At 73.4% G+C, this 13,657-nt stretch carries 10 protein-coding genes; all 10 read left to right on the top strand.

Annotated features, from left to right (window positions below; genetic code table 11):
- The first annotated feature begins 19 nt into the window (after positions 1-19).
- The 10 genes from CF165_RS47880 to CF165_RS51580 all read left to right on the top strand — a co-directional run bounded on the left by CF165_RS47880 (position 20) and on the right by CF165_RS51580 (position 13,521).
- Positions 20-595 carry a DUF5987 family protein gene (locus tag CF165_RS47880; protein ID WP_093954257.1) on the top strand — a complete coding sequence of 192 codons (576 nt, stop codon included), beginning with the start codon at positions 20-22 and terminating at the stop codon, positions 593-595.
- On the top strand, positions 592-2,244 hold the full coding sequence (locus CF165_RS47875; RefSeq protein WP_093954256.1) for a GMC family oxidoreductase N-terminal domain-containing protein: 1,653 nt from the start codon (positions 592-594) through the stop codon (positions 2,242-2,244). Before CF165_RS47880 ends, CF165_RS47875 begins: the two co-directional genes overlap by 4 nt.
- Positions 2,245-2,266: 22 nt before the next feature.
- Positions 2,267-3,307 (top strand): carboxymuconolactone decarboxylase family protein, encoded by a 1,041-nt coding sequence (locus tag CF165_RS47870; RefSeq protein ID WP_093954255.1) that lies wholly within the window; start codon positions 2,267-2,269, stop codon positions 3,305-3,307.
- 128 nt (positions 3,308-3,435) lie between these two features.
- Positions 3,436-4,230: a TIGR03084 family metal-binding protein gene (locus CF165_RS47865; RefSeq protein WP_093954254.1), complete on the top strand. Its 795-nt coding sequence runs from the start codon at positions 3,436-3,438 to the stop codon at positions 4,228-4,230.
- A 237-nt stretch (positions 4,231-4,467) separates the two neighbouring features.
- Positions 4,468-10,296, top strand: coding sequence for a type I polyketide synthase (locus CF165_RS47860; protein WP_093954287.1), 5,829 nt, complete (start codon positions 4,468-4,470; stop codon positions 10,294-10,296).
- Positions 10,297-10,298: 2 nt separating this feature from the next.
- The gene (locus CF165_RS47855) at positions 10,299-10,751 is read left to right on the top strand and encodes an acyl-CoA thioesterase (protein WP_093954253.1); all 453 of its coding nucleotides are present in this window, start codon (positions 10,299-10,301) and stop codon (positions 10,749-10,751) included.
- A gap of 7 nt (positions 10,752-10,758) precedes the next feature.
- The gene (locus tag CF165_RS47850; protein WP_093954286.1) at positions 10,759-11,328 is read left to right on the top strand and encodes a flavin reductase family protein; all 570 of its coding nucleotides are present in this window, start codon (positions 10,759-10,761) and stop codon (positions 11,326-11,328) included.
- 104 nt (positions 11,329-11,432) lie between these two features.
- Positions 11,433-11,627 carry a DUF6222 family protein gene (locus CF165_RS47845; protein ID WP_093954252.1) on the top strand — a complete coding sequence of 65 codons (195 nt, stop codon included), beginning with the start codon at positions 11,433-11,435 and terminating at the stop codon, positions 11,625-11,627.
- Positions 11,624-13,318 (top strand): acyl-CoA carboxylase subunit beta, encoded by a 1,695-nt coding sequence (locus CF165_RS47840; protein ID WP_093954251.1) that lies wholly within the window; start codon positions 11,624-11,626, stop codon positions 13,316-13,318. Before CF165_RS47845 ends, CF165_RS47840 begins: the two co-directional genes overlap by 4 nt.
- Before the next feature lie 20 nt (positions 13,319-13,338).
- A complete protein-coding gene (locus CF165_RS51580; RefSeq protein ID WP_158226962.1) occupies positions 13,339-13,521 on the top strand; it encodes an acyl-CoA carboxylase epsilon subunit in 183 nt (60 codons plus the stop codon).
- Positions 13,522-13,657 lie beyond the last annotated feature (136 nt).

The raw sequence follows: 13,657 nt of genomic DNA, 5'->3' as shown, positions 1-13,657 counted from the left end.
GACCGTAGGAGGTAGGCCCGTGCCACCCGAGGCCACCGAGACCGAAGAAGAACGCTTCAAGAACCTGACCCTCGAGGCCTTCGCGGACACGATCGTGCCGGGGGAGAAGCGGTTCCCCGGGGACCGCGCGGTCGCCGGGGCCGCCCCCGGCCCGGGGTCGGTGGCGGCGGGCGCGCTTGAGCTGCTGAACTTCGACGCGACCGGCGTCACGGCCGGTCTGCCCTACCTCGCGCAGTCGCTCAACGACCACGCGAAGTCCTACGCGGGCGAGGCCGGGCTCGAGCTCGACTTCGACGTGCCGCCGTTCGTCGCGCTGCCGTACGCGCACCGCCGCGAGCTGGTGCGGCGGCTGACCGCGCCGGGACACCCGGAGAAGGACGGCTGGGTCAGCCTCGCGCTCTTCAGCAACATGGCCTACGACAGCGCCGCGCACCGGCACACCGCCGAGGCCATCCGCGACGGGCACCCCGGCCTGCTGGCGCTGGGGTACACCGCGCCCGACGCCGACGGCTTCTGGCGGTTCCCGAAGTACGGCTACGGCCGCAAGCTGGCCGAAATCCACCCGGACACCACGGAATCGGGGAGCCCCGCATGAGCACGGTCGAGAAGACCGACGTCGTCATCGTCGGCAGCGGATTCGGCGGGTCCATCCCCGCTTACCACCTCGCGGCGGGCGGGGCCAAGGTCACCGTGCTCGAGCGGGGGCCGTGGCTGGCCGCGAACGACTTCGAGCACGACTACCTGCTGGGGTCGTCCTACACCCGCGTGTTCGACTTCGTCGTCGGCGACGGGATGAGCGTGCTCGGCGGCAACTGCGTCGGCGGCGGCAGCGTCGTGTACTTCGCCGCGATGCCACGGGCACCGAAGTTCGTCTTCGAGCGCCGTGGCAGTATCGGGCGCCGGATGTGGCCTTCGGTCATCTCCCGCGACACGCTGGAGCCGTGGTACGACCGCGTCGACGAGTCGATCCCGGTGTCCAGGCAGGACTGGAACGACGTCTCCTACGCCGGTGGCCTGTGGGCGGCGGCCTGCCACCACTCCGGGCGCACGGCGAACCCGGCGCCGGTCGCCGTCGACAACGACACTTGCGTCAACTGCAACTTCATGATGGCCGGCTGCAAGTTCGACGCGAAGCGGTCGATGCTGACGAACTACCTGCCGGCGGCCCTGGCGCACGGCGCCGAGATCCGGCCGCTGCACGAGGTCCAGCGCCTGGAGCGGACCGAAGACGGCGGCTACCGCGTCCACTTCGACCTGATCGACGAAGAAGACTACCGGATCCACACCGGCAGCGGCGTGCTCGAGGCGGAGGTCGTCATCATCGCCGCCGGGGCCGGCGCCACACCGGTGATCCTGCAGCGCTCGGAGACCACGCTGGGCGAGATGCCGCACGGCGTCGGGCGGTACTTCTCCGGCAACGGCGAGCGGCTCAACACCGCGATCATCGACGAGGACCGCGTCCGCGAAGTGCTCGGACTGTCCCGTGCGGACGGTCCGGTGTACTCGGCCAACCACATCGGCAAGGGTCCGACCGTCGCCAACTGGGACAAGCTGGACGGGTCGCTGCCGGAGTACGAGCGGTACTCCCTGGAGCAGCTGTACTTCCCGCCCGGCCTGGGCACCATCCTGGCCCAGGTCCCCGGCGGCGAGGAACCGCGCTGGTTCGGCGCGGAGAAGAAGGAAGTCCTCAAGCAGTGGGCCAACTGGCTGACGATCTTCCTGATGACCGAGGACGACAACGAGGGCGTCTTCGGCGCGCCGCCCCCCACCGGCAACGCGTACCGCATCTCGCAGCAGATGCTCGGGCGCGGTTCGCTGCGCTACGACCCGACGGAGAACACCCGGCGCGGCTGGGACCTCGCGGACGCGGACTGCAAGGCGATCATCGAGAAGGACGGCCTGGCGAAGGTCGCGCCGTGGACCAACGACGTCGTCGGCGCGTACACCGTGCACCCGCTGGCCTCGTGCCGGATCGGGGACGACCCGGCCACGTCCGCGCTGCACCCGAACCACGAGCTGCGCCACCACCCGGGCATCTTCGTCACCGACAGCGCGTCGGTGCCGGGCGCGCTGACGGTGAACCCGGCGATGACCATCGCGGCGCTCGCCGAGCGGGCGGTCCCGGGCATCGTCCGGGCGCTGCAGGCCCGCGGCGTCGACGTCAAGTACGGCGCCCCGGCGCCCGACGGCTCGATCACCGGACGGCGGGCGGTGTCCAAACTGGACCTCGTCGCCGGAAACTGAGGCAGCGGAACCGGGAGGACCGATGGCGCCGGGATTGGTACGCGTCGCCCTGCGGCGGACGCTGCGCGACGTCAAGTACGTGGAAGCCGTGCGGCCGCGGCACGCGCGCGGCGCGGTCCGGGAGGTGTACCGGCAGGTCGAGCGGGACTTCGGGATCCTGGCACCGCCGGTCGCCCTGCACTCGGCCGCGCCGGAGGTGCTGGCCGCCGCGTGGGTGCTGCTGCGCGAGTCGCTCGTCGCCGGCGGCTCGACCACCCGTGCGGAGCGGGAAGTGGTCGCTTCGGCGGTGTCGGCGGCCAACTCGTGCCCGTACTGCGTGGAGGTGCACGGGATGGCGCTGGGCGCGCTGGGCGACGCGGGCACGGCGGCCGCGATCGGGGCGGGCGAACCCGCCACCATCGCGGACCCGCGCACGCGTGCGCTCGCCGCGTGGTCGCGGGGCGCGGGCCCGCTGCCCCCCGCCGTGCCCGCGGGCGCGGCGGCGGAGCTGGCCGCGGTCGCCGTGGCGTTCCACTACCTCAACCGGGTGGTGAGCGTCTTCCTCGGGCCCTCGCCGTTGCCCGGCAACGTCCCGCCGTCCGCGCGTGAGAAGGCGAAAGCTGTTCTCGGCTTCTTCCTGAAACCCGGGAAACCCCCGGTCGCGGGGCTTTCCCTGCCGCTGCTGCCGCCGTCGGCGACCGACGGCCCTGGCTGGGCCGTCCCGGGCGGGACCGCCGACGACGCCTTCGCGCGCGTCGGGGCCGCGTTCGAGGCCGCCGGGGAACGGGTGCTGTCCCCGCGGGTGCGCGACCTGGTCCGCCGCGAGGTCAAGGCGTGGGACGGACGGCCACCGGGACTGAGCCGCGCCTGGGTGTCGGACGCGCTCACCGAGCTCCCCGCGTCCGAGCGGCCGGCCGGACGGTTCGCCTTGCTGGTGGCCAAAGCGGCCTACCAGGTGGACGCCGGCGCCGTGGCCGCCGTCCGTCGCGAATGGACGGACGATCGGGACCTGGTCGAGGCGGCGTCGTGGGCCGCTTTCACCGCCGCGAACGAACTGGGCGGCCGCTTGCCGGTGCGCCCGTGAAGAGAAGACGGTCTTGCCCGCCACGGGTGAGGATCGAAGTGCCGCGGCCGCCGCGCGGTGGCGTTCCTCGTCACCGGGCGCGGCGGCCGCCGTTTCCCGAGATCCACCAACGGTGAAAGGACAGACTGGTGACTGACACCACGGGCGTGATCGCCGACCTGACCGCCGAGGCCGCCGAGGTCGACGCCCTCGTCGCGGGCCTCCCGGAAGACGCGTGGGACACCCCGACGCCCGCGCCGGGGTGGCGTGTCCGGCACCAGATCGGCCACCTCGCCTTCATCTTCCGGATCGCCGGGCTCGCGGCCGCCCAGCCCGAAGCCTTCAAGCAGCTCACGGCTTCGCTGACCGGCGGCCTCGACGTCGCGGTCGAAGCCGCCCTCCAGGAGTACGTCCACGACCCCGCCGAACTGCTGCTGACCCGCTGGCGCGCCGAGCGCGACGCGGGCATCAAGGCCCTCGCCGCGGTCCCGGGCGACCAGCTGGTGCCGTGGCTGGTCAACCCGCTGCCGCCCTACGTGCTCGCCTGCGCCGGGATGATGGAGCTGTTCGGCCACGGCCAGGACGTCGCCGACGCCCTCGGGGTGCGGCCGGTGCGGACCGACCGGATCAAGCACCTGTGCGGGTTCGCCGTGCGAGTCCGCGACTTCGGTTACGAGGCGCGGGGGCTGACCCCGCCCGCCGGGGAGTTCCGCTTCGAGCTGACCGGCCCGTCCGGCGCGGTCTGGACCTTCGGGCCGGCGGACGCGGCGCAGCGGATCAGCGGCAGCGCCGAGGACTTCTGCCTGCTCGTCACGCGACGGCGGCACCACGCCGATCTCGATCTGCGCGCGGAGGGCGCACTGGCCGAGGAGTGGCTGGACATCGCGCAGGCGTATCGCGGCCCCGCGGGCGAAGGCAGGCAGCCGGGTCAGTTCGCCCGCTGACGCGTTCTCGCGGCGAGGCAGATTCCTTGTCCCGGCATGCTCTTCCGCAGGCCGCGGGCACGAACCGAGAAGACCGCCGGACCGGTGAACGGCATGCTGGAACGGATCGCCCGTGACGCGGGCAGCCAGGCAACGGCCACGCCGGTGCCGGGTGGACAGAACCGGCACCGGAAGCCGGCGGGGCCGTCCGAGTCCCGGCGAACGGGGTTTTTGAAGAGCCAGTGGGAGTGCGGTGGCATGAGCGTTGAGCGGATTTCGATCGTCGGGATCGGCCTGAAGTACCCCGACGCGAGTTCCCCGGCGGAACTCTGGGAGAACGTGCTGGCCGGTCGCAGGGCGTTCCGCCGGCTACCGGACGAGCGGATGAACCGGGCGGACTACTACTCGCCGGACCCGAAGGCACCGGACCGCTTCTACGCGCAGAAGGCGGCGGTGCTGCGGGGCTACGAATTCGACCGGGTGGCGCACAAGATCGCGGGCAGCACCTTCCGGGCCACCGACACCACGCACTGGCTGGCTCTGGAGGTCGCCACGGCGGCGCTGGCCGACGCCGGGTTCTCCGACGGGGACGGCACCCCGAAGACGTCCACCGGCGTCGTCATCGGCAACAGCCTCACCGGCGAGTTCTCCCGCGCCAACATCATGCGGCTCCGCTGGCCGTACGTGCGCCGCACGGTCGCCGCGGCGCTGGCCGGGCGGGGCTGGGGCGACGAGGAGACCGCCGAGTTCCTGCGGGAGCTCGAGGTCCAGTACAAGGAGCCGTTCCCGGAGATCAACGAGGACAGCCTGGCCGGCGGCCTGGCGAACACCATCGCCGGGCGCGTGTGCAACTACTTCGACTTCGGCGGCGGCGGGTTCACTGTGGACGGTGCCTGCTCGTCGTCCCTGCTGTCGGTCGTCACCGCGGCCAACGCGCTCGCCCAAGGCGACCTCGACCTCGCCCTGGCCGGCGGGGTCGACCTGTCGATCGACCCGTTCGAGGTGATCGGCTTCGCGAAGACCGGGGCGCTGGCCAAGGGCGAGATGAAGGTCTACGACGCCGACTCGAACGGTTTCTGGCCGGGCGAAGGCTCCGGCATGCTCGTGCTGATGCGCGAAAGCGACGCGATCGAGCAGAACAAGCGCATCTACGCCTCGCTCGGCGGCTGGGGCGTGTCCTCGGACGGCAAGGGCGGCATCACGCGGCCCGAGGCGGCCGGGCACCGGCTGGCTCTCCAGCGCGCCTACCAGCGCGCGGGCTACGGCGTCGAAACCGTTTCCTACTTCGAAGGGCACGGCACCGGCACGGCGCTGGGCGACGCCACCGAGATCGAGGCGCTCTCGACCGCCCGTCGCGACGCCGACCCGCTCGCGAAGCCCGCGGCGCTGTCGACGATCAAGGGCAACATCGGCCACACGAAGGCCGCCGCCGGGGTGGCGGGCCTGATCAAGGCGACGCTCGCGGTGCACCACCAGGTCATCCCGCCGGCGACCGGGCACTTCGAGCCGCACGAGTCGCTGACCGGCTCCTCGGCCCGGATGTACGTCCCGCGCGAAGCGACGCTGTGGCCGGCGGACCAGCCGGTCCGCGCCGGGGTTTCGGCGATGGGCTTCGGCGGCGTCAACTCGCACGTCACCGTCACCGAAGCACCCTTCGCCGCCCGCCGCCGCGAGCTGGACGAGCACTCCCGCGCGCTGGTCTCCGGCCGGCAGGACGCCGAACTGCTGCTGTTCGACGCCGACGACCTCGCCACCCTGCGCGGCCGGATCGCGGCGGTGCTCGAGTTCGTGCCGAAGCTGTCCTTCGCGGAGCTGACCGACCTGGCCGGGCAGCTGGCCGGCGAGCTCGCGGACCGGCCGGTGCGCGCGGCTGTCGTCGCCGCGGACCCGGAGCAGGCGGCCCGCAGGCTCACCACGCTGCTGGCGGAACTGGAGTCGGGCGACGCCGTGTTCTCCGGCGCCGAAGGGATCTTCTCGAGCAGCCGCACGTCGGCGCCGAAGATCGGTTACCTGTTCCCGGGTCAGGGCTCCGGGCGCGGCGGGGAGTGCGCCATCCGGCGCCGGTTCCCCGCCGCCGCGGAGATCCACCGGGCGGCCGGGCTGCCCTCCGGCGGCGACCAGGTCGCGACCGAGGTGGCCCAGCCCCGCATCGTCGCCGGGTCGCTCGGCGGGCTGCGCGTGCTGCGCGGGTTCGGCATCGAGGCCGACTCGGCGACCGGCCACAGCCTCGGCGAGCTGACCGCCCTGCACTGGGGTGGCGCGCTGGACGAGCGGGCCGTGCTGGAGCTGGCCAAGGTACGCGGCGGGGTGATGGCCGCGACGTCCGGCGACGACGGCGGGGCGATGGCCGGGATCGCGGCCTCGCCCAGCCGGGTCGAGGAGCTGGGGCTGGGCGACGACGTCGTCATCGCCGGCTACAACGCCCCCCGGCAGACGGTGCTGTCCGGCTCGGCCGAGGCGATCGAGCGGATCGTGGCGCGCGCGAAGGCCCAGGGTGTCGGCGCGTCCCGGCTCAAGGTCTCGCACGCCTTCCACTCGCCCGCCGTCGAGCCCGCCGCCCGCGCGATGACCGAACGGCTCGGCGAATTCACCTTCACCCGCCTCGAACGGCCGGTCGTTTCGACGGTCAGCGGCGACCTGCTCCACGCCGCCGAAGACCTGCCCGAACTGCTGCGGGAGCAAATCGTGCTGCCCGTGCGGTTCCGCGAGGCCGCGGCCCGGCTGGCCGAGCGCAGCGACCTCGTCGTCGAGGTCGGGCCCGGCCGGGTGCTGACCGGGCTGTTCGAGGAGATCGCCCCGGACACCCCGGTGCTGTCGATCGACACCGACAACGCGTCGCTGGCCCCGCTGCTGCGGGTGGTCGGCGCGGCGTTCGCGCTCGGCACCCCGATCGCGGTCGAGGCGCTCTTCGCCGGCCGGGTGACGCGGCCCCTGCCCGAGGACGGGGTGTTCCGCTTCCTGGCCAGCCCGTGCGAGGCCGCGCCGGCCATCGACGCCGAGCTCGCCGCCGAGCTGGCCGCGGAGAAGGCACAGGCCGAAGCCGAGGGCGACGCCGACGCGGCGGAGGGCGGCAGCTCCACCCTCGACCTGCTTCGCCAGCTCGCCGCCGACCGCGTCGAGCTCCCGCTGGAGACGGTCACCGCGGACACCCACCCGCTGGACGACCTGCACCTGTCGTCGATCACGGTGGGCCAGCTGGTCAACGACGTCACCCGGGCGCTGGGCCGCCCGCCGCTGGAGGGCATGCCGAACTTCGCGACCGTCTGCCTCGGCGAGCTGGCCGAGATGATCGACGAGCTGGCGCAGACGGCGGGCTCGGCGGAACCGGCGAACCAGGGCGAGGCACCGGGCGTCGGTCCGTGGGTCCGGCCGTTCTCGCTCGAGCACGTGCCCGCGCCGCGCCCGGCCGCCGCCGGTCTCACGCCCGGCGGCACCGCCGAGTGGCAGGTCTTCGCCACACCCGGGCACCCGCTGGCCGAGCCGCTGACGGCGGCGCTGTCCGCCGCCGGAGCCGGGGACGGCGTCGTGCTCTGCCTGCCGTCGGACTGCGACGCCACCCACGTGGGGCTGTTCCTCGAAGCCGGGCGCGCGGTGATGGCCGCCCCGACCGGTACGCGGTTCGTCGTGGTGCACCACGGCTACGGCGCCGCCGGCCTGGCCAAGACGCTTCGCCTCGAGGACCCGTCGGTGAAGACCACCATCGTCGACCTGGCCGACCCCGAGCCCGGCGACCCCGCCGCGGTCGACGCCGCCGTGGCCGCGGTGGCCGCCGAGGTGGCCGCGACCACCGACTTCACCGAAGCCCGCTACGACGCCGACGGCGGCCGGACCGTGCCGCGCCTGACCGCGCTGCCCGCCGCGCCGACCGGCCCGGTCCGCGAGGCGCTGGACCGCGGCGACGTCCTGCTCGTCACCGGCGGCGGCAAGGGCATCACCGCGGAGAGCGCACTGGCGCTGGCCAAGGACTCCGGCGCCCGGCTGGCCCTGCTGGGCCGCAGCGACCCCGAGGCCGACACCGAGCTGGCCGAAAACCTCGACCGGATGGAAGCGGTCGGCATCCGCTACTGCTACGAGCGTGCCGACGTCACGGACGCGGCGCAGGTGGCCGGGGCCGTCGCCCGGATCGAAGCCGCGCTCGGCCCGGTGACCGCGATCCTGCACGGCGCCGGGCGCAACGAGCCGGCCGCCCTCTTCAGCCTGACCGAGGACAGCTTCCGCAAGACCCTGGCCCCGAAGATCGCCGGCCTCCACGCGGTGCTCGCCGCGGTGGACCAGGACCGCATCAAGCTCCTGGTCACCTTCGGCAGCATCATCGGCCGGGCGGGCCTGCGCGGGGAAGCGCACTACGCCACGGCGAACGACTGGATGACCGAGCTGACCCTGCGCTTCGGCCGGGAACACCCGCGGGCGCGGGCGATCGCGCTGGAGTGGTCGGTCTGGTCGGGCACCGGCATGGGCGAGAAGCTCGGCGTCGTGTCCGCCCTGATGCGCGACGGCATCACCCCGATCCCCACCGAGGAGGGCATCGCCATCCTCCGCCAGGTGCTGGCCGACCCGGCCACGCCGCCGGTACTGGTGGTCTGCGGCCGCACGTCGGGCCTGGCCACGCTGCCGATCCGGAAGCGCGAGCTGCCGCTGACCCGGTTCGTCGACCGGGCGATCGTGCACTACCCGGGCGTCGAGCTGATCACCGAGGCCGACCTGTCCGCGGGCAGCGACCCGTACCTGGCCGACCACCTGCTCGACGGGCAGCTGCTGTTCCCGGCCGTGCTCGGCATGGAGGCGATGACGCAGGCGGCCGCGGCCACGCTCGGCCGCACCGGCGCCCCGGTGTTCGAGGACGTCGAGTTCCTCCGGCCGATCATCGTGTCCCCGGGCGGGACGACCACGATCCGGCTGGCCGCGCTGGCCCGCGACGCGGAGACGGTGGACGTCGTGCTCCGCAGCGAGGAGACCGGCTTCAGCGCCGACCACTTCCGGGCCCGGCTGAACTTCGCCCGCCCGGCCGAGCTGGGCGAGCGGGTGGCCCGCGACGTCGCGCTGCCCGCGGTGCCGGTGGAGCCGATCAGCGAGCTGTACGGGTCGGTCCTGTTCCAGGGCAAGCGGTTCCAGCGCGTGCTGGGCTACCGCCGCGCCAGTGCCCGGCACGCGGTCGCCGAGATCGCGACCACGGCCGACGTCGACTGGTTCGCCCCGTTCCTGCCGCAGGAACGGCTGCTCGCCGACCCGGGGACCCGGGACGCGATGATGCACGCCATCCAGTGCTGCGTCCCGGACGCCACCCTGCTGCCGCAGGGCGTCGAGCGGCTGTACCTGGCCGAGCCGGGCAGCCAGCACGAGGACTACGTGCTGCTGGACGCCCAGGAGCGGTCCCAGGATGGCGACAGCTACGTCTACGACGTCGACGTCCGCAACCCGGACGGCACCGTGGTGGAGCGCTGGGAAGGGCTCAAGCTGCGCGCGGTCCGCAAGCGCGACGGCGCGGGCCCCTGGGTCCCGTCGATGCTCGGGTCGTACCTGGAGCGGGCCTGCGAGCGGCTGCTCGGCGGGCGGCGGGCGGTGGTGCTGGAACCGGACCCGGTCGACGCCCCCGCCGAAGGCGTCGCCGAACGCCGGGCGCAGACGGCACTCGCCGCCGGCCGCGCGCTGGACCGGCCCGTCTCGATCCGCTACCGCCCCGACGGCAAGCCCGAACTCGACGGCGCGGACGTCACGGCGTCGCACACTTCGCGGCTGACCCTCGTGGTGACCGGCACCGGTCCGCTCGCCTGCGACATCGAGACGGCGGTCGAACGGTCCGAAGAGGACTGGGCCGGGCTGCTGGGCGAAGAGCTCCTCGCCCTCGGCCGGCTGCTGGCCGCGGACACCGGCGAACCGGCCGACGTGGCCAACACGCGGGTCTGGAGCGCGCTGGAGTGCGTCCGCAAGACCGGCTCGATGACCCAGGCACTGACCGTGCGCCAGGTCGACGCCGACGGGTGGGCGCTGCTGGCCTCCGGGACCGCCCGGATCGCCACCTGGTCGGCCACCGTCAACGGCCGCACCGACCCGATCGTCTTCGCCGTGCTCGACGCAGAGGAGAACTGACGATGTCCGACTACTTCGAGATCCGCCACACGGTCGGCTTCGAAGAGACCAACCTGGTGGGCAACGTCTACTACGTGAACTACGTGCGCTGGCAGGGCCGGTGCCGCGAGATGTTCCTCAAGGAGAAGGCCCCGGCCGTCCTCGAGGAGGTCCGCGCGGACCTGAAGCTGTTCACGCTCAAGGTCGAATGCGAGTTCTTCGCGGAGATCACCGCGTTCGACGAGCTGTCGATCCGGCTGCGGCTGGAGGAGCTGACGCAGACCCAGATCCAGTTCACGTTCGACTACGTCCACCTGCACCCCGACGGCGAGCGCCTGGTCGCCCGCGGGCGGCAGCGGATCGCCTGCATGCGCGGGCCGAACACGGAGACGGTGCCGTCCCGGGTTCCCGAGCAGCTCATGGAAGCCCTGGCGCCCTACGCGACCGAAGGCGCCGTGAACGGCAGGGGAGTCTGACGTGGCGATCGATCCGGGAAGGGCGCCCGAACGGGGGGTGCTGAAGCGGCTGCCGGCCTCGCCCGCGCGCCGCGGGCTCTCGGAACAGCCCGCGCTGCGCCAGGTGCTGGGCCAGTTCGCCACCGGGATCACCGTGCTCACCGCGGCCGGCGACGACGCGCACGGGATGACCGCGAACGCGTTCTCGTCGGTGTCACTGGAACCCCCGCTGGTGCTTTGCTGCGTGTCCAAGGCGGCGCGGATGCACACCGCCGTCGTCACCGCGGGCTCGTTCGCGGTGAACATCCTCGCCGCCGAGCAGCAGGAGCTCTCGAGCTACTTCGCCGACTGGCGGCGTCCCGACGGGATGGCCCAGTTCGACGCGGTGGACTGGGCGGCGGGCGCCAAGACCGGCGCTCCGCTGCTGACCGGCACGCTGGCGTGGCTGGAGTGCGAGCTGGCCCAGGTGCTGGCGGGTGGCGACCACTCGATCTTCCTGGGCCGGGTGGTCGCCGCCGGCCGCGGCACGGGCGAGCACGCGCTGGTCTTCTACGGCGGCCGGTACCACGAGGTCGACGGCCGCGCCCGCGCCGCCTGAACGAATCCGTTCGAACGAAAGCAAAACGCCGATCGCGCGGCGATCGGCCCGAAGCAGCCCGGTCCCGGCGCGACGAGGGGCCGCCCGAGCGAGGAGGACCCGACATGACCGCCAGCGGAGCGACCGGCGACACCGGAGCCACTACCGCGAACCCCGGGCCGACCGTGCCCCCGGTGCCCGTGGACGGCGGGGTCCGCGCGATCCCGCGCCTCGGCCGCGGGATCGTGTGGTCGGACGTCGTCGCCGAAATCGAGCGGGACCGCGAGGCCGCGGACGTCCGGATGAGGGATGCCGCGTGAGCGGTGGCCACGACTCCTCGGCGCAGCGCGCCGAGGACACCGAGGTGGTGCCGGTGCCGGCGGCGGCGCAGCAGGGCCGCCGCCGGCTCGTCCGGGTCGACGACGGCGACGCCCGGGTGCTCGGCCTGGTGCCGGCGACCGAGCCGGACATGCCGTCGCTGCGGCGGCAGCGCGACGAACTGCGCGCGCGGATCGCCGCCGGCCGGTCCGACGCCGTCCGGCGGCAGCACTCGAACGGGAAGCTGACCGCCCGCGAACGCCTCGGCCTGCTGCTCGACGAAGACTCCTTCGTCGAACTCGAGCCCTACCGCCGTCACCGCTCGGACGGCCCCGGGCTCGCGGCGAACCGGCCGCACACCGACGGCGTCGTCGCCGGGTCCGGCACGATCGACGGGCGGCAGGTCTTCGTCTACGCCCAGGACTTCACCGTCTTCGGCGGTTCGCTCGGCGAAGCGCACGCGGCCAAGATCCACAAGATCCTCGACCTCGCGATCGCCAACGGCGCCCCGGTGATCGGGCTGAACGACAGCGGCGGCGCGCGGATCCAGGAGGGGGTGCTCGCCCTCGACGGGTACGGCGGGATCTTCCGCCGCCAGGTCGAGGCGTCCGGGGTGGTCCCGCAGATCAGCGTCATCCTCGGGCCGTGCGCGGGCGGCGCCGCCTATTCGCCCGCGCTGGCGGACTTCACGTTCATGGTGCGGGACACCGCGCGGATGTACCTCACCGGCCCCGACGTCGTCGAGGCGGTCAGCGGGCGGCGCGTGACGCACGAAGAGCTCGGGGGCGCGGACGTGCACGGTTCGCGCTCCGGCGTGGCCACGGTCGTGCACGACGACGAGGAAACCTGCCTGGCCGACGTCCGCTACCTGGTTTCGCTGCTGCCGTCGAACTACCTCGAGGTGCCGCCGGCGACGGCGGCCACCGGAGCGAAGAACGACCACCGGCCGCGGCTGGCCGAGCTCGTCCCGGTCGAGCACAACCGGCCGTACGACATGCGCGAGGTGTTCGCCGAAGTCGTCGACGACGGCGAGTTCTTCGAACTGCACGAAGGCTGGGCGCGCAACGTGCTGTGCGCGCTGGCCCGGATCGACGGCCGGGTGGCCGGACTGGTCGGCAACCAGCCGGCGGTGTTCGCCGGCGTGCTCGACGGCCCCGCGGCCCAGAAGGCCGCCCGGTTCGTGCGGTTCTGCGACGCCTTCGGCATCCCGCTGGTCAGCTTCGTCGACGTGCCCGGCTTCCTGCCCGGGGTCGAGCAGGAGCAGGGCGGGATCATCCGGCAGGGCGCGCAGCTGCTGCACGCGTACTGCGAGGCGACCGTGCCGCGGATCCAGGTGATCGTGCGGAAGGCCTACGGCGGCGCGTACATCGTCATGGACTCGCGGTCGATCGGCACCGACCTTTCGCTGGCGTGGCCGACGAACCAGATCGCCGTGATGGGCGCGGAAGGCGCGGTGAACGTCCTGCACCGGCGCGAGCTGGCGGCGGCGGCCGACCCCGCGGCCCTGCGGGCGCGGCTCGTGGCCGACTACACGCGGGAGTACCTGAACCCGCACTACGCCGCGGAACGGGGACTGGTGGACGACATCATCGACCCCGCCGACACCCGGGCGGCGGTGGCCAGGGGCCTGGCCATGCTGCAGGACAAGCGCAAGCCGGGTCCGGCGCGCAAGCACGGGAACCAGCCGATCTGAGGTCACCGGGAGAGTACACAGTGGACGGACTGCGGGTGGGCCGGGGAAACCCGGACGACCACGAACTCGCCGCGCTGGTGGCGGCCCTCCTGACCCGCCGGCGCCCGCCGCGGCCGCGTCGCCGGTCGTGGTGGTCCCGCCCGAACCCGCCCGTCTCACGCGCGTTGCCCGGGGCCTGGCGCCGATCCGGACTGCCCGGCTGACGTGCGCCGAGGGGCATCTCTCGTGATTGGAGGGGCATCACGTGTGATGCCCCTCCAATCACGCTTGTGGAGTTGCCCCGTTGAGGCGGACACGGGGTTTTCAGGCAGCCTGCGCCTGAGCGTAGTTGATCCGGGC

Source organism: Amycolatopsis vastitatis (genome assembly GCF_002234595.1).
In the GTDB taxonomy this organism is placed as follows: Bacteria; Actinomycetota; Actinomycetes; order Mycobacteriales; family Pseudonocardiaceae; genus Amycolatopsis; species Amycolatopsis vastitatis.
The sequence above is the reverse complement of the archived record's forward strand: the minus strand, read 5'-3'. Positions and strand labels throughout refer to the sequence as shown.

What these genes read in the sequence shown, in the direction of transcription:
- CF165_RS47855 (WP_093954253.1), top strand. Translation starts at nt 10,299, where the DNA reads ATGTCCGACTACTTCGAGATCCGCCACACGGTCGGCTTCGAAGAGACC.
- CF165_RS47845 (WP_093954252.1), top strand. Translation starts at nt 11,433, where the DNA reads ATGACCGCCAGCGGAGCGACCGGCGACACCGGAGCCACTACCGCGAAC.
- CF165_RS47875 (WP_093954256.1), top strand. Translation starts at nt 592, where the DNA reads ATGAGCACGGTCGAGAAGACCGACGTCGTCATCGTCGGCAGCGGATTC.
- CF165_RS47870 (WP_093954255.1), top strand. Translation starts at nt 2,267, where the DNA reads ATGGCGCCGGGATTGGTACGCGTCGCCCTGCGGCGGACGCTGCGCGAC.
- CF165_RS47860 (WP_093954287.1), top strand. Translation starts at nt 4,468, where the DNA reads ATGAGCGTTGAGCGGATTTCGATCGTCGGGATCGGCCTGAAGTACCCC.